The 19,535-nt window shown below is 37.1% G+C and carries 17 protein-coding genes; 11 read left to right on the top strand and 6 right to left on the bottom strand.

Going from position 1 to position 19,535, the window contains the following annotated elements; translation table 11 throughout:
* Nucleotides 1–59: 59 nt before the first annotated feature.
* The 4 genes from M0R21_09770 to M0R21_09755 form a co-directional block, all read right to left on the bottom strand.
* Nucleotides 60–944 carry a patatin-like phospholipase family protein gene (locus M0R21_09770; GenBank protein ID MCK9618107.1) on the bottom strand — a complete coding sequence of 295 codons (885 nt, stop codon included), beginning with the start codon at nt 942–944 and terminating at the stop codon, nt 60–62.
* A 547-nt stretch (nt 945–1,491) separates the two neighbouring features.
* Nucleotides 1,492–2,937, bottom strand: coding sequence for a hypothetical protein (locus M0R21_09765; GenBank protein ID MCK9618106.1), 1,446 nt, complete (start codon nt 2,935–2,937; stop codon nt 1,492–1,494).
* A gap of 137 nt (nt 2,938–3,074) precedes the next feature.
* Nucleotides 3,075–3,797, bottom strand: a complete 723-nt coding sequence (locus M0R21_09760) for a LytTR family DNA-binding domain-containing protein (protein MCK9618105.1) — start codon at nt 3,795–3,797, stop codon at nt 3,075–3,077.
* The gene (locus M0R21_09755) at nt 3,787–4,791 is read right to left on the bottom strand and encodes a histidine kinase (protein MCK9618104.1); all 1,005 of its coding nucleotides are present in this window, start codon (nt 4,789–4,791) and stop codon (nt 3,787–3,789) included. Before M0R21_09755 ends, M0R21_09760 begins: the two co-directional genes overlap by 11 nt.
* A gap of 331 nt (nt 4,792–5,122) precedes the next feature.
* Here M0R21_09755 and M0R21_09750 point away from each other — a divergent pair, with 331 nt between their 5' ends.
* From M0R21_09750 to M0R21_09705, 10 genes are all read left to right on the top strand, one after another.
* The gene (locus M0R21_09750; protein ID MCK9618103.1) at nt 5,123–5,290 is read left to right on the top strand and encodes a hypothetical protein; all 168 of its coding nucleotides are present in this window, start codon (nt 5,123–5,125) and stop codon (nt 5,288–5,290) included.
* Complete coding sequence (locus tag M0R21_09745; protein MCK9618102.1) at nt 5,283–5,882, top strand: hypothetical protein; 600 nt, start codon at nt 5,283–5,285, stop codon at nt 5,880–5,882. The genes M0R21_09750 and M0R21_09745 overlap by 8 nt, the downstream gene beginning before the upstream one ends.
* A 393-nt stretch (nt 5,883–6,275) precedes the next feature.
* Nucleotides 6,276–7,085 (top strand): helix-turn-helix domain-containing protein, encoded by an 810-nt coding sequence (locus tag M0R21_09740; protein MCK9618101.1) that lies wholly within the window; start codon nt 6,276–6,278, stop codon nt 7,083–7,085.
* Nucleotides 7,086–7,168: 83 nt separating this feature from the next.
* A complete protein-coding gene (locus tag M0R21_09735) occupies nt 7,169–7,540 on the top strand; it encodes a VOC family protein (GenBank protein MCK9618100.1) in 372 nt (123 codons plus the stop codon).
* A 25-nt stretch (nt 7,541–7,565) separates the two neighbouring features.
* Nucleotides 7,566–9,821, top strand: a complete 2,256-nt coding sequence (locus M0R21_09730; protein ID MCK9618099.1) for an excinuclease ABC subunit UvrA — start codon at nt 7,566–7,568, stop codon at nt 9,819–9,821.
* Nucleotides 9,822–10,212: 391 nt separating this feature from the next.
* A complete protein-coding gene (locus M0R21_09725; GenBank protein ID MCK9618098.1) occupies nt 10,213–10,704 on the top strand; it encodes a ferritin family protein in 492 nt (163 codons plus the stop codon).
* A gap of 59 nt (nt 10,705–10,763) precedes the next feature.
* Nucleotides 10,764–12,578: a carbon starvation protein A gene (locus M0R21_09720; GenBank protein ID MCK9618097.1), complete on the top strand. Its 1,815-nt coding sequence runs from the start codon at nt 10,764–10,766 to the stop codon at nt 12,576–12,578.
* 131 nt (nt 12,579–12,709) lie between these two features.
* The gene (gene argS / locus M0R21_09715; GenBank protein MCK9618096.1) at nt 12,710–14,494 is read left to right on the top strand and encodes an arginine--tRNA ligase; all 1,785 of its coding nucleotides are present in this window, start codon (nt 12,710–12,712) and stop codon (nt 14,492–14,494) included.
* Between the two features lie 88 nt (nt 14,495–14,582).
* Complete coding sequence (locus tag M0R21_09710) at nt 14,583–15,839, top strand: putative DNA modification/repair radical SAM protein (GenBank protein ID MCK9618095.1); 1,257 nt, start codon at nt 14,583–14,585, stop codon at nt 15,837–15,839.
* A 12-nt stretch (nt 15,840–15,851) separates the two neighbouring features.
* Nucleotides 15,852–16,652 (top strand): TIGR03915 family putative DNA repair protein, encoded by an 801-nt coding sequence (locus tag M0R21_09705; protein ID MCK9618094.1) that lies wholly within the window; start codon nt 15,852–15,854, stop codon nt 16,650–16,652.
* A 115-nt stretch (nt 16,653–16,767) separates the two neighbouring features.
* Here the strand turns inward: M0R21_09705 and M0R21_09700 are convergent, their stop codons facing one another.
* A complete protein-coding gene (locus tag M0R21_09700) occupies nt 16,768–17,109 on the bottom strand; it encodes a hypothetical protein (GenBank protein ID MCK9618093.1) in 342 nt (113 codons plus the stop codon).
* Nucleotides 17,110–17,317: 208 nt separating this feature from the next.
* Here M0R21_09700 and M0R21_09695 point away from each other — a divergent pair, with 208 nt between their 5' ends.
* Nucleotides 17,318–17,911, top strand: a complete 594-nt coding sequence (locus M0R21_09695) for an archaeosortase/exosortase family protein (GenBank protein MCK9618092.1) — start codon at nt 17,318–17,320, stop codon at nt 17,909–17,911.
* A gap of 7 nt (nt 17,912–17,918) precedes the next feature.
* Here M0R21_09695 and M0R21_09690 read toward each other — a convergent pair whose 3' ends face one another.
* Complete coding sequence (locus M0R21_09690; protein MCK9618091.1) at nt 17,919–19,532, bottom strand: hypothetical protein; 1,614 nt, start codon at nt 19,530–19,532, stop codon at nt 17,919–17,921.
* Nucleotides 19,533–19,535: the final 3 nt, after the last annotated feature.

Here is a 19,535-nt window from a genome sequence, read left to right as displayed (position 1 = left end):
TAAAATGATTGTCTTATAAAATAAGTCCCGGCGGAAGTCCGGGATTTTTCTTGATGTATCTATCTTATCCTGCTTTCGTACTCTTTTAAACTTGTAGCAGCCGCCCGCCGCCCGGTTTCAACCATTTCCTCTGCTTTGTAAAAATCATAAGTATTACAGGAATCTCCGGAAATATTAACCATGATATCCGGTGCGTATTTTTCGAGTAACATCTGTTCGATATGATAAGTCATTAAACTAATGGTTTTGCTGATCAGGTTAAAATAACCAAACTTTCCATCCTTTTGACTATGTTTGGTCTTTTTTAATTGGTTATAGAAGTCTTTGATCTTTTTCTGATATACTGACTGTTTTACTTCACTTTCTTTTTGGGAGATAGTTAGTTTTAATACTGGGATGTCGGCATTAACATTTACCGCAATCAATATATCGCCTGGCGTTCTTTTGGCATGATTAATAGGAATATTATTGATGATGCCACCATCCACCAGCAGGCCATTTTCCTTCTTTACCGGTGTAAACACCGTAGGGATGGCAATGGAAGCCCGGATGGCATCGTAAATGCTTCCCTCGGTAAATACCACCTCCTTTTTGTTAATAATGTCCGCAGCTACAGCAGCATAATATATTTTCAAATCTTCAATATTTGCATCCAGGATAAATTCCTTCATTGTCTTTAATACTTTATCCCCTTTGATCAGTCCCTGCTTACTAAATGTAAAATCCACAAGACTAAATACTTTTCTTTTATCAAGGGTGTATAGCCAGCTTTTGTATTCTTCCATTTTTCCTAATGCGTAAACAGCCCCCACAAGTGCACCCATGGAAGTTCCTGAAACGGAAGTTATTTCAAATCCATGCTTCTCCAACTCTTCAATAACACCTATGTGGGCAATCCCCCTGGCACCTCCTCCAGACAATACCAAAGATACTTTCTGTTTCATTTTGTGTGTAATAATATCAATAGAACAATATAAATGCGCAATGGTTTTATTTTCCGTAGGGAATTAATCATTTTCCTTTTTTGTTTATCCCCTCTGGTGAATGAACGGGTTGTTTGTTGTTGCCATTTTGCTACAATAGCTTAATGTAAAATTACATAATAGCTGGATTAAATGCTTATACCTGTTTTTAAGTGCGATTATTTACCATTCTAAAAAATAACATTCATACAGTATTCTCTGTAATTCTTTTGGTTTTTACGTTTTACATTTTCTGAAATCAGCCTCCGTAACCGGGAGGCACGTTTTATATTTTCTGAAACCAGCCTCTGTAACTGGGAGGCACGTTTTACATTTTCTGGAACCAGCCTCCGTAACCGGGAGGCACGTTTTACATTTTCTGAAACCAGCTTCCGTAACCGGGAGGCACGTTTTACATTTTCTGAAACCAGCCTCCGTAACCGGGAGGCACGTTTAGCATTTTTTAAAATCAGCCTCCGTAACCGGGAAGTGCATTTTACATTTTCCAAAACCCTGATCTGGGCTAAATCTATTTTGAATAAATTTTATACAAATCGAAATATTGTCCTGTATGAATCAAAACGGCAGCTTTGGGAACGTCTTCCTTATACTGGTTGCTTTTTTGAACGATGTACAGTACCGTTGAATACTTCGGGTATTCACTTGGTTTGATGCCTCTCAGTTGCCCGGACCGGATATGAAGCGTCCAGCTTGTCCAAAATTCCAGCCTGTGTTGTGCCAATACAATGGTGGAAGAAGGTTGCGGAATAAATTTGGTCATCTGCTTCAATTCGCCGTATTCTTCTTTTGAAATATAAGTCCGGTGTACGCCATTGGTTGCCACTGTAAGGATTAAAAGTAAAGTCAGGATGATGGCAATGGTCATTTTAACCGGCCGTTTAAAATAGCTGAAAACAAAAATTATGATAATGGTTAAAGCAATCAGTGAGATGAATAATAACCGGTTGTATATCTCAGTATTGATGAATGGGCTTGAAAGGAAGACATACCATAAAACTAAGGTTAAATAAAAAATGGATTCTTCTTTTCTCATGCGTTTCCGTAATCTGAAATAGGCAATAACAGATAGAACGGAGAACAAATTTAAAACGATAAGAAAGAACATGTTGGGCCAGTCGTAGATAAATTCGCCTTTTAGCATTAAGATGAAAAATGAATGGCAGAATAATTGAATTGGTGAGGCGATATAAGAGGTCAGATGCAGAAACCGCTGGTTGTCGTACAATTTTACAATAACCGGAAGCAATGCCAAGACACAAATTACCAGTACGACTGTAAAAATACGTATTCTGGATTTTTTTAACCAGGCTATCCAGTTTTTATAATAAAATACGCCGGATACCAAAACAAAAATAATCAGCAATACAAACAATGAAGAAAAGCACCCAAAGTGCGTTAATAAAGTAAGCAAAACTGATAAAACTGCCATCACAGCGGGCATCGTCTTTTTGTTGTTTATGTACAGCCATAAGTAATAAATAGCTGTAAACGTGAACAGCATGCCAATGGCATTTTTATCGAAGTCAACGGCAAAAATCACAAGAACAGAAGGATTCAATACCGATAACGCAAGTACTACTGCCAAATAGAATGGTTTTATTGTGTTATTGGAAACGGATTTGGCTATGAAGAAAACCGGCACAACAATAAGGGAAGGTACTATTACATTAACCAGCTTACATGCCAGCACAATGCAGTTATTCACCGGAGCGTTGCTGACAAGAATGATTAATTTAGCCAGTAATGCTTCAAGCCAGAATACCAAAGGCATATCATTAAACCCCAGAGTGCCTTTTTCGAGCAGGCATCGCACCTGTAAGGGATAATACATACTTCCCAATCCCGGGATTACATTGCTGCTGGCAGTGGAAATCAACCTGCAAACAATAGAAACGACAAATACTGCACACAGAATCCAGTAATTGCCGTATTTTGCCAAAAAGATTTTATTCATTGCTCTCATTGTTTTTTTAAGATTTATAATTGTACAATAGGTTGTTGCAAAATTTATTTTTAAAAGACATAATCATCCCGCCCGGCTATTCACCGGTATTTTATCATTTAAAATTCAATAAGATGGTAATTTAATCCTTAGCCCGGATTAAACTTAGGGGGCAGTTTATCTTCAATTGTTTTAAAAAAAGCTTCTTTGTAAGTAATACTGATCGGAATCAGTTGGTCGCGTATCTTTATCCGGTTTCGTTCAATGCTTTCGATACTGTTTACGGAAACCAGGAAAGACTTATGCACCCTTAAAAACTGGGGCGGTTTAAGCTTACTCTCTATAAATTTAAAATTCTGAAGGGTCATAATCCTTTTCGACTTTGTAACTATTTGCAGATAGTCGCGCATCCCTTCAATATAAAGTATTTCGTCAAAAAAAATCTTTTCAAGCCGGTATTCTGTTTTAACAAAGATAAAATTCCGGTCATCTTCCGTAGCATTGGCTTGTTTCAGTCTGATGTTTTCCATTACTTTGTCTATAGCCTGAACAAAACGCTCGAAAGAGTAAGGTTTTAGCAGATAATCGGTAACATTAAAGTCGAAGCCTTTCAGCGCATATTGTTCAAAAGCAGTGGTAATGATAACCTGTGGATGGTATTGAACGGCTTCGAGGAATTGTATTCCGGTAAATCGCTCCATCTGAATATCCAGAAACAGTAGATCTACCTTTTCCTCTTTCAGAAATGGGATTGCATCCAAGGCATTGTCGAAAGTCATCAATAAAGTAAGCCCGTTAATCCTTTCAACAAAAGAAGAAACCTTTTTCAGTGCCAGGGGTTCATCGTCAATAGCAATGCACTTAATTTCCATTGGTATCAATTATTAGTTCAACCTTAAAAAGTCCGTTTTTATCAGTTATATTCAGACTATATTTTTCTTTATAAATGTGTTTGAGCCTTTGTTTCACATTGGCTAAACCCGTACCACCATACTGCGAACCCGATGCTCTTCTAATAGTATCGTAATGGTTAACAATTGTAAAGTATATTTTTGCTTCCTCAATTCTAAACTTAATTTCGAATCCTCCGTTTTTCCCCTTAAAAGTAGCATATTTAAAAGCATTTTCAATAAACGGGATAAACAACATGGGAGCAATATTCAAATCCGGATAGTTTTGCGAAATATCGAGCCTGATTAATTCGGGATTGGAAACCCTCAACATGTAAAGAGAAACAATATTGGAAATGTAGTTGAGTTCCTTTGAAAGGCTAACATATTCCGAAACCGTTTCGTACGACATATAACGCATTATTTCCGAAAGTTTCAGCAACGATTTTGAAGCTTTGTCCGGATCATCATAAATTAAGGCGTCAATATTATTTAACGTATTAAATAAAAAATGAGGGTTCACTTTGCTCTTCAGCAATGCCAGTTCGCTTATCGCTTTTTCCTTCTCTAATTTTTCTTTTTGGCTGATAATATTAAGCCAGTTTAATATCACTTTAAATAATGTGCCAAATGCAGCAGTAATAGCTATTACCGACATCCCGCTGAGATGCATTTTAAGGCTGTAAACTCCATAAAAATTTTTAAAACTATGAATAAAAATTGCCTTTATCAAAAGGAGTGAAGAATAGCCGATAAATGTAAGTACTACAAGGGCAATAAATGAAGCCAGCAGGAACAGATAGTATCTTTTCTTTTCCAGAAACTGAGGAACTACAAAAAAGTAAAAAGTATAAAATGATACAGCTAAAAAAAGTGTGCTTATTAGATAAACCGATAATAACTCCGGATCGGCAAGCAGCGAAAAATCCCTTAGGTTTAAAAACGCTCCAAAAAGCCAGATGAAGACGTGTAGCAATATGACATTTTTTTTGCTCATCAGCGTTAAAAACTTAAAGCAAAAATCAAGGTTTTATTTTTTACAGGCAAATAAACTATGCAATTATGGAATTTTTATATACACGATTGATAAAATTATCTGCAAAATAAAAAAACTATATCACAAATAAAACTTTTATTGTTTCCAAAGAGCTGAGAAAAAGTGAAAATATGAATTACCAATGCCTGATGCAGCTTGTCATTTTACAGATTTGTTATACATTTGAACATTCTTTAGTAAACCCCTGCTGAGCGGTTCCGGTTAAACCGGGATTTCGCTCGGAACAAAGCGGAAATTTTAACTTCGCAGAATGAAGAAGCAGAAAGCAATGAAAGCAATATTAAGTAAGAGCGAAAGCAGAAATTATGAATTTTCTAAAGAAATGAGCGGAATTTGCAATTCTGTTCAGCGGGGGAAATCGCCCGCAATCGGCAACGTTTCATACCAGCCCCTATTATACAAAAAGACCGATGACTAAAGAAAATAAAAAAAATATAATTCAAACAATCATCAAAGGACCTTCATTAGGTTATACTGACAACTTTCCGAAAAGAGAAATGTGGAAGGAAATTGCAGACGAATTTAATGGGGAATTTAAGATTAAACATAACTCTGGTTACGAACTTGAAATTCATAATATTTCAATCCCATATAAAAAATGGAATATTAAAATTTCCGTTTCAGACACAAAACCTTTAAAATTTCAGATTTCTTTATCTTCAAGTCAGGACTTTGAGCTAATATTGAGTTGGGAAGACTTCATTGAAAAAATCATTAAAAAGTTTAACAAACCAGAAATTGAATTAGGTTGGGCAGAATTTGACAAACATTATCTGATTAAAAGTAATCGGTCTGACATAGTAAAAAGAGTTATAACAAAAGAAATTCAAATAACACTACTTAAACACAATGTTTACTCGATATCATATCAAACAGACATTTCGACAAAAACAGCAGAAATGATTTGTGTAATTCAAAGAAATGAAGGAGAAAAAGAAATGATTTTGGAATTAATTGAAATGCATAAACTACTTATTGACAACCTTGAAAAATCAGGAATTATAAAATAACAGGGGTTTAAAAACAGAGTTGATTTGTTTACAGCCTGTCTGGTTTCAGAAAACCAGGTTTATCCCGGACACGAAAACAGCAAAACAACAGGAATAGATACGCATATATTTACAAAAAGTTTACAAAAAATAAAATCACCTTTTGATGATTTATAAAGAATAATAATTTAATGCCACTAATAAACCGGCAACTACAATGCGGGTGGACCACGTAAGCAAGTATGCAAACCAGCTTTCAGCCGTGAAAAAGAAAGGAAATAACAAGTAAACTCCGCACTGCGGCTACCTGTAAACGTTAGCAGCAGGGCAAAAAAATTGTGCAACTTGATGATTAAGTGCTGGGATATAAACATTAAATCAAAAGGACTATTTTTGTAATCAAAATATTATGTTATGCGTTTTCAAATTATCAAGCCAACAGGAATATTAGCCCAATTTATTAAATATTATTGGGTCATGGAGAAAAGTTCTTTGGAAGATGATGTATGCGAACGTGTTATTCCTACAGGAAATATTGATTTAATGTTTCACCACAAAAATTGTTTTAAGGTAAAATGTAGCGATAACAACACTTACAAGCAAACAAATTTTTTTATTAGTGGCATAAGCAACTCGTATGCCGATGTAACAACAAATGGAGAAACGGGACTGATTTGTGTAACATTTCATCCTTTCGGAGCATGTAATTTTTTCAACTTCCCGCTTCTTGAAATCGAGAACCAGAATATTAGTCTGGATTGTATTTTTGGCAACAAATCCAAAGAGATATATGAGCAGCTTTGTGTTGCTCAATTTTTAAATGAAAGAATTGCTATTATTGAAAACTTCTTACTTTCAAAACTAAGTGTGTCTGCCAAAAGAGATTCATTATTTTTAAAATCGGGTATTGAGTTTATTAACCAAAGTAAAGGGCAAATTAGTGCAGCAACATTGTCTGAAAAGCTTTGTGTTACTCCAAAGACCCTTGAAAGGAAGTTTTCGGCAATGGTAGGCAAAACGCCTAAGCAGTTCATAAAAATAGTGCGCTTTCAAAATATATTAAACACCTTTTCATCTGCAAATGGTATGTTTTTAACTGAAATAGCTTATGAAAACGGTTATTTCGACCAATCGCATTTTATAAAAGACTTCAAGTCTTTTTCTGGTTATACGCCTAAAGACTTTTTTGTAAACCACCAATGTCAATCGGATTATTTTAATTAAAATAAATTGTCTGTTTTTTACAATTATACAAACGCATTGACTTGTAGTTTTGCTGTATTATTAACAATTAAAATAATACAGACATGAGAAAGCTAATAAGTTGGTTTGACATACCAACAAGTAATTTTAACAGGGCAGTAAAATTCTACCAAAACGTTTTTGACTTTACTCTAAATATTGTTGATTGCGGAGGCGAAAAAATGGGATGCTTTCCGGATGATGGAGTGAATATTACAGGTTGTATCTTTCATTCTCCTGATTATAAACCTTCAATGGATGGGGTGATTATTAATTTTTATAGTGATGACGATATAAATATTTTCTTGAAAAGGGTTGAGTTGAATGGTGGCAGTACCATCACACCCAAAACTAAAATTATGGTGGAAGGTCGTGGATATTTTGCACTTTTCTCAGACACCGAAGGCAATCGAATAGGGGTTTACTCTGATAAATAACGATTCAACCTAAAGAAGTTTTTGTATGGAAAGGAACAATATAATTATAAAAAATGCACACACGCATAACCTCAAAAATATTGATATTGAAATTCCAAAGCACAAATTAGTTGTGTTTACTGGCGTATCAGGTTCAGGTAAATCGTCATTGCTTTTTGATACGGTTTTTGTTGAAGCGCAACGTCAGCTAATCGAAACTTTTTCGACTTTTGCAAGAGCACGCTTGCCCAAACTTTCACGCCCCGATGTAGATGATATTCAAAATCTTTCGACTGCCATCGTTATTGACCAAAAACGAATGGGCAACAACCTGCGAAGTACAGTTGGCACAGCTACCGAAATAAATACCTATTTGCGTTTGTTATTTTCCCGTGTCGGGAAACCATTTATCGGACCATCTTTTCTATTGTCGTTTAATCATCCCGAGGGTATGTGTCCGCATTGTCATGGTTTGGGCAAACAGATTCAAGTGGATATTAACATGCTATTGGACAAAGAGAAATCCATTTACGAAGGAGCTGTCATTTACCCGGGTATGCAGGTGGGCAGTTGGTTTTGGCGTGAGATAACGGCAATTGATTTGTTTGATGTCCATAAAAAGCTGAAAGATTTTTCGGAAGCAGAGTTGCACAAACTACTGTATACCGAGCCAATTCCAATAAACAAAAAGCATGGTTCTGGCACATATTCTAAAACTTTCGAGGGCATTGCACGGAAATTGGAAAAAGGAGTTTCAGGCAAAGCCGAAGACGAGTCGCCGGATGAGGAAAAAGATGCTTATAAAAAGTATATCATTTATTCCGATTGCAATTATTGTAAAGGCGCCAGGTTAAACGAACGGGCATTATCGGTTAAGATTAAAGGCGTTTCAATTGCCGATTTGTGCGAAAAAGAACTTACTGAAGTATTGCAATTCCTTTCATCAATAAAAGAGGATATTGCAGTTCCTGTGATGCGAAAGGCTCAATTTCTTCTTGAACAATTAATTGAAATAGGAGTTGGGTACTTATCATTAAGCAGGTCGGTTGCTACGCTTTCGGGAGGTGAATCGCAACGGGTAAAAATGGCACGTCAGCTCGACTGTAATTTGGTCGACATGCTGTATGTTTTAGATGAGCCTTCCATTGGTCTTCACCCAAAAGATACCGTTAAGCTCCTATCAATATTAAATAGGTTGCGGGATAATGGGAATAGCGTATTTGTTGTTGAACACGACCCTGAAATAATTCGTGCTGCCGAATGGATTATTGATATTGGACCCAAAGCCGGGATATATGGCGGTCAACTTGTTTATTCAGGCGACCCGAAAGGAATAACTAAAACAAACAGTATAACAGGTGAATTTTTGTTCAATGATGAAAAAATTGCTTTCAAGAGGAAACAAGCAAAAGAATTTATTGCTATTGAAAATGCCAATGTAAACAATCTTAAAAATGTGTCTGTTAATATTCCAGTTGGCGTTCTTACTTGCATTACAGGCGTTGCAGGCAGTGGAAAAAGCAGCCTGATTCATCAGGTATTCCTAAAACAATATCCTGATTCTATTGTAATAGACCAATCGGCAATTGGAAAATCGTCAAGAGCTAATCCGGCAACCTATACTGGCATATTTGATTTAATACGCAAAGAATTTGCTATCGCAACAGGCGCAGAAGCTTCATTGTTCAGCTTTAACTCAAAAGGGGCTTGTCCGAAATGCAATGGACAAGGTTTATTAAGTTTCGAACTTCATTTTTTAGATGCTGTTAAAACCGTTTGCGATGAATGCGAAGGAAAACGCTATAAACCAGATGTACTTGAACTAAAATTGCATGATAAATCAATTGCCGATATTTTAGACATGTCAGTTGATGAGGCTTTTCAGTTTTTTACTTCGGCAAAAATCACAAAACAACTAAAAGCGCTACAAGATGTGGGCTTGGGATACTTAAAGATTGGTCAATCATTAAGTTCATTATCAGGCGGCGAATCTCAACGATTAAAGATTGCTTCTGAACTTCATAAGGCGGGTAATATATATGTTATGGACGAGCCAACAACTGGTTTACATATGTCAGATATTCTCCGATTATATAATATTATACGTTCTCTTGTGAATAAAAACAACACTGTAATTGTAATCGAGCATAATTTGGACATCATTAAGTATGCTGACTGGATAATTGATATGGGACCGGAAGGTGGCAGACAAGGCGGTGAAGTGCTATTTCAAGGTACTCCGGAGGATTTAGTAGCTTGTAATAATTCTCATACTGCACTTTATTTAAAAAATGTAATTTAGCAGGGGAAAAAGCCTGGTTGCTAATAAAGGCTTATACGCCATAGGGATTTCAGAAGGTAGGTGGCAATTGAACAAATTAACTAACTTTAATTTGTGTAACACTTCATTTTGTAACTTGACACTGACTGATCTTGCCGACACTCAGTCCAACCCCGGCTAAGCTGTCCCGATAGTCATCGGGATGCAATTCCGCTCCCGACATAGCAGAAATTGTATTTCTGTAATTAGCTAATAGCTAAAAACAAATAACCAACAGCTAAAAGCAAATAGCTAACAGCCAATAGCAAATAACCAACCGTAAAGCTCAGACTTTCATTATGAGAAAGAGCTAATAAAAAAAATAATTTTATTTATCCAAAATAGTGTTGCCGGGAAAAAACTTTTTTTAATTTTGACCAAACTTAATAAAAAGGAGGTTACCATGTACTATTCCGGAGAAGAAATAATCGAAATAGCCATAAGGATAGAGGAGAACGGGCATATTTTTTACACTACGGCATCCGAAGCTATCAATGATAATGATACAGTAAAAAAACTGTTTGGCGAACTTGCAGCAAAAGAAATCAGCCATATCGCCACATTTCAGAATATAGCCGAACATTTTGAACCCGAAAATTTTGAATTCAGCAAAGATGATGCTGCCGATTATATCAATCATCTTGCCGATAACCATATTTTTAGCCGCAGCAATGCCGGAAGCGAAATGGCAAAAAAGGTTCACAATTCAAAGGAAGCACTCGATATTGCCTATAAATTTGAGATAAACAGCGTTAATTTCTATACTGAATTGCTGGAAAAAACAAGGTCTGATTCAAAAAAAGTCATCAGGCAAATTATTGAAGAAGAAAAGGAACATGCTTCCGAACTTAAAGAATATATGTAAAACACAGGGAGAATTTGCCTCCACACCTGTTGCTGAACAGGGAAAAAATATTTTTAGTTATGAGTGCAATGCCATTGATAATTGGCGCAATAGCCATTTTTGCCCTTGCTTACCGATTTTATTTCGGATTCATCAGTGCAAAAGTATTAACTTTTAAAAGCGACCGTCCTACTCCCTCCGAGCGATTGTACGATGGTCAGAATTACTACCCTGTGAGTAAATGGGTATTGTTCGGACACCATTTTGCAGCCATTGCAGGTGCCGGACCATTGGTCGGACCGGTACTTGCCGTACAGTTTGGCTACTTTCCGGGCTTCATCTGGATGGTAGTAGGGGCGGTGATAGCGGGTGCAGTACATGATTTGGTCATTCTTACTGCTTCAGTAGAATATGACGGTAAATCGCTTGCCGCCATAGCCCGTGCAGAAATCAGCAAGTTGAGCGGTTCGGTAGCTTCGCTGGCAGTGATTCTGATACTTATTGTTGCCCTTGCCGGTTTGGGTTTGGTGGTGGTGAATGCACTCGCCGAAAGCGCCTGGGGAACTTTTACCATAGCCAGCACAATTCCCATTGCTTTGCTGATGGGTGTCTGGATGTTTCGCATCAGGGAAGGAAAAACAGTAGAAGCTACGGTGTTTGGAGTGGTTTTACTTACACTTGCAGTAATACTTGGGCGTTATATTCCTGGCTCAGCCGTAGGAAGCTGGTTTCTTCTCGACCGTAAAACACTCACAATATTACTTGCCGGATATGGTTTCTTTGCCTCGGTATTGCCGGTATGGCTTTTGCTTACCCCCCGCGATTATCTGAGTTCCATCATGAAACTTACGGTAGTAGGTATGCTTGCAATTGGCATCATCATCGTGGCGCCTAATTTGCAAATGCCGGCTTTCACGGCTTTTACCCATGGTGGCGGACCAATCATCCCCGGAACTTTATTTCCTTATCTTTTCATCACTATTGCCTGTGGGGCTGTTTCGGGTTTTCACTCACTTATAAGTTCGGGAACAACTCCAAAAATGATCATGAACGAAGCACATATTAAACCTATTGCCGTAGGTTCTATGCTTGCCGAGGGGGTTGTTAGTGTGCTGGCTCTCATTGCTGCTGCAAGTATGTTTCCATTGGATTATTTCCAGATAAATGTTTCTCCCGAAAAGTTTCAGGAAATATTACCTCAGTTGAAGGCTATGGGCTTTACAAAAAGCGATTTACCCATGCTTAGTGCCGAAGTGGGCGAAAAAGTTGCCGGACGTACCGGAGGAGCCGTTTCATTGGCAGTGGGAATGGCACAGATCTTTTCTTCAATACCTGGTTTAAAGGGTTTAATGTCGTATTGGTACCACTTTGCCATCATGTTCGAAGCGCTTTTTATCCTCACTACCATTGATGCCGGCACTCGTATTTGCCGTTTTGTGTTGCAGGAAGCCGTAGGAAAAGTCTATGCACCTTTTGGCCGTGCTAACTGGTTACCCGGTAACTTGTTGACAAGTTTGATCGTGGTGCTTGCCTGGGGATATTTTATTTATACCGGCAGTGTAACTACTATTTGGCCTATGTTTGGTACGGCAAACCAGTTGCTTGCTACCGTTGCTCTGGTGGTTGGAACAACCTACATAATCAACCGCGGAAAGGCGAAATATGCCTGGATTACTATTGTACCCTTGCTTTTTGTTGGGGTTACCACCTTTACAGCCGGATTGCAAAATAGCATAAATATCTACCTGCCTCATTTTCTCAATCCTGAAATGAAATTGCAGGGTGGAATAAATCTGGGACTTACAATCTTGATTCTGATTTGTGTCGTTGTAATTATTGCAGATGCTGTTCCCAAGTGGTGGAAAGCAATCAGAGAACAATACAACCAAAATTAAAAAACCAGGCTTTCATAAAACTGTTGTAAAAAGCATCTGGGCTAAACATTATCATTTTGTATTATCACATTTGGGTAAAAAGTAATTTTTAGCCTCATTTTTTTACCTTTGCATTCCCGAACTTCATTAAAATGATTGAACAAAAAATTGCACAGGCTGTTGCCGATGCCGTGATGCAAAACTATGGAAAAGAGATTTTACCGTCTGCCATTCAGATACAAAAAACCAATCCAGAGTTTGTTGGCGATTTAACCGTTGTGATTTTTCCCCTTCTTGGAATTTCACGCAAATCGCCCGAGATTACAGGAAACCAGATTGGTAAATTCCTCTTGTCTTCGATATCCGAAATCAGTAGCTTTCAGGTGGTGAAAGGCTTTTTGAACCTATGCCTTACCGATGAATTTTTTATTGAAGTTTTAAAATCTACTGAAGACATTTGCCATTTTGGATTCACCCAACCTGGTAACGAAGCACCTGTGGTAGTGGAATTTTCTTCGCCCAATACCAATAAACCGCTCCACCTGGGGCATATCCGTAACAATTTGTTGGGGAATGCTGTTTCTCAAATCCTGAAAGCAAGCGGAAAAAATGTCGTTAAAGTGAATCTGGTAAACGATAGGGGAATTCATATCTGTAAGTCAATGCTTGCCTGGAAATTGTGGGGAAATGGCGAAACGCCCGAAAGTTCCGGAATAAAAGGCGACCACCTTGTAGGGAAATACTACGTACTTTTCGATAAAAAATTTAAGGAAGAAGTAAAAAGCTATGTAATTCAGGGAATGCCGGAAGAAGAAGCCGAAAAACGTTCAACTCTCATGCAACAGGCAAGGCAGTTGCTTGTAAAATGGGAAAATCACGACTCGGAAACCATTGCATTGTGGAAATCTATGAATGCCTGGGTTTATGAAGGTTTTGATGTTACTTACAGGCGGATGGGGATAAGTTTTGACAAAACTTACCACGAATCAGAAACCTACCTGCTTGGGAAAAAAATCGTTGAAAAAGGACTCGGAGAAGGGCTATTGGTTCGCAACAAAGATGGCTCAGTGTGGGCAGACCTTACTTCAGAAGGCTTGGACGAAAAACTGTTACTCCGTTCCGACGGAACTTCCGTTTACATAACCCAGGATTTGGGTACAGCACATCTGCGTTATGGGGAATATTATCCACAACAACTTATATATGTGGTTGGAAATGAACAAAATTATCATTTCGACGTGCTGAAAGCCGTTTTGAAAAAGCTTGGCTATTCTTGGTCGGAAAAGCTGCATCATTTGAATTACGGTATGGTTGAACTACCTCACGGAAAGATGAAAAGCCGCGAAGGAACCGTGGTTGATGCTGACGACCTGATGGATACCATGACTGATACTGCCCGCAAAACTACTGAAGCCCTCGGAAAAGCAGAAGAGGCATCCCCCGAAGACTTGGAATTGCTTTACCAAAAAGTAGGGATGGCAGCATTGAAGTATTTTATTTTAAAGGTTGATCCTAAGAAAAATATGCTTTTTAACCCCGAAGAATCCATTGATTTTAATGGTAATACGGGACCTTTTATTCAATATACCCATGCAAGGATACGTTCATTGCTCCGTAAAGCCGGTGCGGATAATAATCCTGAACAGATAGCATACACTGGCATACAACTACATAAAAATGAAAAAGCCGTATTGGATGCTCTCCGTAATTTCCCGGAAATTGTACAGCAGGCTGCCGATATGCTAAGTCCGGCTTTGATTGCAAATTATATTTTTGATCTTGCAAAAACCTACAATGCATTTTACCAGGAAGTTCCTGTTATGAAGGAAGAAAACGCTGTTTTAAAGCACTTCCGTCTCCATTTATCATTTTTTACAGCCTCTGTAATAAAAAATGGGATGTCGCTGCTTGGAATAGATGTGCCTGAAAAAATGTAAGTTACAATTTCCCGTTATTTTACTTAATTTTTTAAAGAAAATGTTTTATTACTAAAAAAACATGTATATTTGCTAAAAATATTAGCAAATGCAAAGTGCGTTTGAAAAATTAAAGATTTTGGCAGGAGCAGCACGCTACGACGTGTCGTGTGCATCGAGTGGTACCCGAAGGGACAATCCCGGTAAAGGAATAGGAAATTCCACAGCCTGGGGCATTTGCCATAGCTTTACCGAAGATGGAAGATGCGTTTCACTGCTCAAAATCATGCTTACAAACTTCTGCATTTACGATTGTGTCTATTGCCTGAATCGCCGCAGCAACGACATCCCTCGGACTACATTTACCGTGAAAGAGCTTGTAGAACTGACTATTGAATTTTATCGCCGCAATTATATCGAAGGGCTATTTCTAAGTTCGGGTGTAATTCGCGATGCCGATTTCACCATGAGTTTAATGATAAAAGTGATAAAAGAGTTGCGAACCGTTCAGCATTTTTATGGATATATTCACATGAAAAGCATACCGGGAGCAAGCCCTGAAATAATAAAAGCTGCTGGATTATATGCTGATAGGTTGAGTGTAAATGTAGAAATTGCCTCCGAAAATAATCTTAAACTTCTTGCTCCAGATAAAAATTATCAGGGTATTTTTAAGCCGATGGAATATATTTCTAATGGAATTATCCAAAGCAAGGAAGAGCGCAGAAAATTCCGTTCGGCACCCAGATTTTCTCCTTCAGGTCAAAGCACCCAGTTAATAATCGGAGCCACCGACGACAACGATGACCGTATCCTGCACCTGGCATCGAACCTTTATGGCAAAAATCATCTGAAACGTGTTTATTATTCGGGTTTTATACCCGTTAATGCCTACGACAAACGGCTTCCAATGCTTGCATCCCCACCTTTGCAGCGCGAACATCGCCTTTATCAGGCTGACTGGCTCATGCGTTTTTATAATTTCACCGTTGATGAAATTGTAAACGAAAAGCATTCCAACTTGGAATTGGAGATTGACCCCAAACTGAGTTTTGCATTACGAAACCCCCAGATTTTTCCTGTGGATGTTAACCGTGCGCCTTATGAAATTCTGTTGCGTGTACCTGGAATAGGTGTAAAATCGGCACAATTGATTGTTTCGGCACGCCGGTTTGGTAAAGTAGGGTACTCTTCTTTAAAAAAAATGGGAGTAGTCATTAAAAGAGCAAAATATTTTATTCTTTGCAACGAACTGAAGTCTAATACGATAATAGAAATAAAACCCGAAAATCTGCGTAGGATGCTTCTTGCCGAAAACAACAATAGTGTGCAAAAACCGAAGCAATTACAATTATTTAATGATTAATAAATTACAATTATGACAATTTTTATTTATGATGGAACATTTGAAGGCTTGCTCACTTTGGTAAATGAAGTCCGTGAAATGAAAACCGAACCAGAAAGGATAAGCACATTTTCATCGTATCAGGAAACGCTGTGGGATAGCCGTTACGATGTGTTTACCGATGAAGAAAAGTGCAACAACATTTGGCATCGAATCAACGATAACCTTCCCGACAACCAAAGTCAACTTATTTACCGTGTTTTTTTATCGGAAATGCAAGGAATAGAGATGTTAATTTTCAGGTTTATTAATAAAATATTAGACACACCTTATTCAGTTACAGGTGATTTTGGTGATAATTGTGTGCTCGAAACACATCAGATTTTTAAAAAAGTTTCGCGTGAAGCAGAACGAATAAGGATGTTTGCACGTTTTCAGGAAATCGAAGGAGAGATGTTTTTTGCACCTATCGAACCGAAATATAATGTATTGCCATTGGTACTCAATCATTTTAAAAATCGTTATCCTCTTCAGAACTGGCTGATTTATGATATGAAACGTAAGTATGGATTTTACCATACTGCCAAAGAAATATTACAGATAAAACTTGAGAACAGTAAAATGAATTCGATAAATGGAAAAGCCGGGAAAAAAGTTTTGAGTGCTGATGAAATTCAATTTCAGCAACTTTGGCTAAGTTACCTCGATTCGGTAACAATAAAGGAACGCCGGAATTTGCGTCTGCAGATGCAGCACATGCCCAAACGATTTTGGAAATTTTTGACGGAGAAAAATACAGAAGCTATCTGCCAGGGAGATATTTTGCAGGTTTAGCAGAGTAATGGTTTCCTTTAGAAAAATTTGAAGAAATCCTTATTTGTTTTGAAATTTATTTATGCAAGTATGGAGATTTGCAGGATATTGCACAGAATTTATTGAAAAAGAAAAATTAAAAATCGTAATAAAAATTTTCGATAGAAGTTCTAATTCCCACATAAAAATATGAAAGCTTTTGATTCTCTTCATCGTTTTTTTCATTACGGTAGCGATAGCCTAAATAAAAATGCAGGTTGGCAGAAGGATTTACAAAATATCCTGCATTAAAATCAACAAAATACAGATTCGTTTTAAGACCCTGACTTACTGTATTATCATATTCTCTAAAGCGGGTTTCATACGACTTGAAAATGTCTTTTCCGAAGTTTAACCCAGCCGTATCTTTGCCATATTCTGACAATAATTTCAGATTTTTGTTTTTATAAGCAGGCGGTACGCTGTAAGCAGTTGGCAATAATAAAGTTTATTTCAAAAGGTTAATTTTGGGAGGGTGTTTTAAATTTATGGTTTTCGCTTATTACTTTTAATTTCTTGAGTTTAATATTAAATTTAATCTGAAAAATAATAAGTATGTATCTTTATCCCCGAATTCTTGGTTATAATCTATGGTTAATAGGTATAATTAAGATAGGGTAGAAGGTTATTTAAAAAGGAAGTTGATTATGAAAATTTTTTATGATATAAAAAAGGAAGTTGATGATTATTTAAGTAGTAAAAAAATATTGGTAGTGAAGGATGTACTTATTTTTATAATTATTACTTTAACCATACATTTTTTATATCGTTTTTGGGCAAATAAGTTAGATCACAGGATTTTCGGATTACAAATCATTACACCGGCTATTTTTAATTTTTTTAAACATCAGCTTTTTCTTGCCAGTTTATGGGTTGATGTACATCTGTTAGGTTATCAGATAAAAACGGCAAATGACACTTTGTTTTTTACCAATAATGGATATATTTCTATTACTGCAGGGTGTTCCGGGGTAAAGCAGTTTCTTCAATGGATATTACTTATGCTGTTATTTCCGGGGCAGTGGAAGCATAAAGCATGGTTTATCCCTGCCGGGTTGATAATGATATATCTTACCAATATATTTCGTATAGTCGGATTATCCTATATCACTCTTCATCACCCGGATATATGGCATTTCAGCCATGATAATATATTTCGCCCCCTTTTCTATGTGGTGATTTTCTCTATGTGGGTGCTTTGGGTTGAAAAGTTTAAAACCAATAAAAACAAAAAAGTTTAAATTAATATTAAAAATCGTAATAAAAATTTTCGATAGAAGTTCTAATTCCCACATAAAAATATGAAAGCTTTTGATTTTCTTCATCGTTTTTTTCATTACGGTAGCGATAACCTAAATAAAAATGCAGGTTGGCAGAAGGATTTACAAAATATCCTGCATTAAAATCAACAAAATACAGATTCGTTTTAAGACCCTGACCTACTGTATTATCATATTCTCTAAAGCGGGTTTCATACGACTTGAAAATGTCTTTACCGAAGTTTAACCCAGCCGTATCTTTACCATATTCTGCATATATGGTTTTTAGTTCTATAAAATATCTATTGTACCTGTAATTAATAAGAGTGACCCATTCTTTAAAATTTGCGCCGTAGGGATGAGCAAGTGGTTGGTTGTAATGACCGTAGTTTTTGATACTCGACTTATAAGAGTAGGTATAGGGTCTTACGTAATTATATTCGGTTTGAAAACGTAGATTTGAAATTCCAAATAAGTTGAAACTTTTCCATCCTAATTGAAAACCCTGCTTGTTTCCCCACCACCCGTCACCGGAGCGTACATGAGAAATTTTAAATTCATCGAGTATTAGTTGACCATATGCAATATTATGTTTTGCAATTTTATAGCTTATATTTCCGCCCAGCAATGCATTGTCGGGGGAACCTAATGAGAATTCCGTTGGGCGGTAAAAAATAGCCGGATTTATATAGTTAACATCAAATCCCCTGTAGCCTGTACTGTCAGCCGCCTGCCAGATGATGGCTTCAAACAAGCCTACTGTTAGCCGCTTTGAAACACTCCAATCAAGATAATGAAATGCACCATATTTCTTGTCATAACCAAGATTATCAGATGTCATGGTTTTTAAATCCTGAAATTGTGCCCATAGGTTCACATATTTGATATGCCAGAAGGTGGTGGTAAGCTTCAGATAGGGATAATTGAAGGAGTTGTCCGACAGTAACAAAGAACGGTAGCCGTCGCCAAAAGAGTTTTTGCCATGTCCAAACTGAATGGAAAAATAAGGCGGAAGTGCTACAGAGACATAGCCGAACGACATGGAATAATCGTAGGATTTGGTGCCGAAGTTTTTTACTTTACCTTGTCCCGGAACTACAGAGGTCTGCTTCACAAAATCATCTACATAAGAAGGAAATTCTGCTTGATTCTCGTAAAATCCTGTATAAAAGGATACATATTTCCCTATATCACCTCTAAGTAAAAAACCTCTTGTGTTGGTCCAGGATTTATTATTCGTTTCAAAATCGTTGCCAATGCCAAAATCCATTAAAGGATCAAGGGTGATATGGATGTCGTTTTGCTTTAATCCAAGAAGAGGTTCATTAAAGACTTTGTTCCAGATGCCTCTGTATATTTTTTTGTGAAAATTGTTTTTTACAAGGTATAAATTCCTTAAAGAATCCTGGTTTGCTATCCTGTTTACTTCCGGAAAGGAATAGGGTTTTACGGAAGTATGAAAACGTGCTTCTTTTTGATAAACAGAAGGTTCATAATCACCGTAGAAATAACGGGTATCAGGAATGAGTGATTGTTGCGCCCGGATAGAGACAAAAGGGAATGACAATAAAAAAAGCCCCCAAAGGACACAAAATGGACGCATAAT

Source organism: Lentimicrobiaceae bacterium (genome assembly GCA_023227965.1).
Classification (GTDB): Bacteria; Bacteroidota; Bacteroidia; order Bacteroidales; family JALOCA01; genus JALOCA01.
This window is presented reverse-complemented; position numbering and strand designations above follow the sequence as displayed.

What these genes read in the sequence shown, in the direction of transcription:
- M0R21_09710 (MCK9618095.1), top strand. Translation starts at nt 14,583, where the DNA reads ATGCAAAGTGCGTTTGAAAAATTAAAGATTTTGGCAGGAGCAGCACGC.
- M0R21_09735 (MCK9618100.1), top strand. Translation starts at nt 7,169, where the DNA reads ATGAGAAAGCTAATAAGTTGGTTTGACATACCAACAAGTAATTTTAAC.
- M0R21_09705 (MCK9618094.1), top strand. Translation starts at nt 15,852, where the DNA reads ATGACAATTTTTATTTATGATGGAACATTTGAAGGCTTGCTCACTTTG.
- M0R21_09690 (MCK9618091.1), bottom strand. Translation starts at nt 19,532, where the DNA reads ATGCGTCCATTTTGTGTCCTTTGGGGGCTTTTTTTATTGTCATTCCCT.
- M0R21_09765 (MCK9618106.1), bottom strand. Translation starts at nt 2,937, where the DNA reads ATGAATAAAATCTTTTTGGCAAAATACGGCAATTACTGGATTCTGTGT.
- M0R21_09760 (MCK9618105.1), bottom strand. Translation starts at nt 3,797, where the DNA reads ATGGAAATTAAGTGCATTGCTATTGACGATGAACCCCTGGCACTGAAA.
- M0R21_09740 (MCK9618101.1), top strand. Translation starts at nt 6,276, where the DNA reads ATGCGTTTTCAAATTATCAAGCCAACAGGAATATTAGCCCAATTTATT.
- M0R21_09770 (MCK9618107.1), bottom strand. Translation starts at nt 944, where the DNA reads ATGAAACAGAAAGTATCTTTGGTATTGTCTGGAGGAGGTGCCAGGGGG.
- M0R21_09720 (MCK9618097.1), top strand. Translation starts at nt 10,764, where the DNA reads ATGAGTGCAATGCCATTGATAATTGGCGCAATAGCCATTTTTGCCCTT.
- M0R21_09695 (MCK9618092.1), top strand. Translation starts at nt 17,318, where the DNA reads ATGAAAATTTTTTATGATATAAAAAAGGAAGTTGATGATTATTTAAGT.
- M0R21_09745 (MCK9618102.1), top strand. Translation starts at nt 5,283, where the DNA reads ATGACTAAAGAAAATAAAAAAAATATAATTCAAACAATCATCAAAGGA.
- M0R21_09730 (MCK9618099.1), top strand. Translation starts at nt 7,566, where the DNA reads ATGGAAAGGAACAATATAATTATAAAAAATGCACACACGCATAACCTC.
- M0R21_09750 (MCK9618103.1), top strand. Translation starts at nt 5,123, where the DNA reads ATGAAGAAGCAGAAAGCAATGAAAGCAATATTAAGTAAGAGCGAAAGC.
- argS (MCK9618096.1), top strand. Translation starts at nt 12,710, where the DNA reads ATGATTGAACAAAAAATTGCACAGGCTGTTGCCGATGCCGTGATGCAA.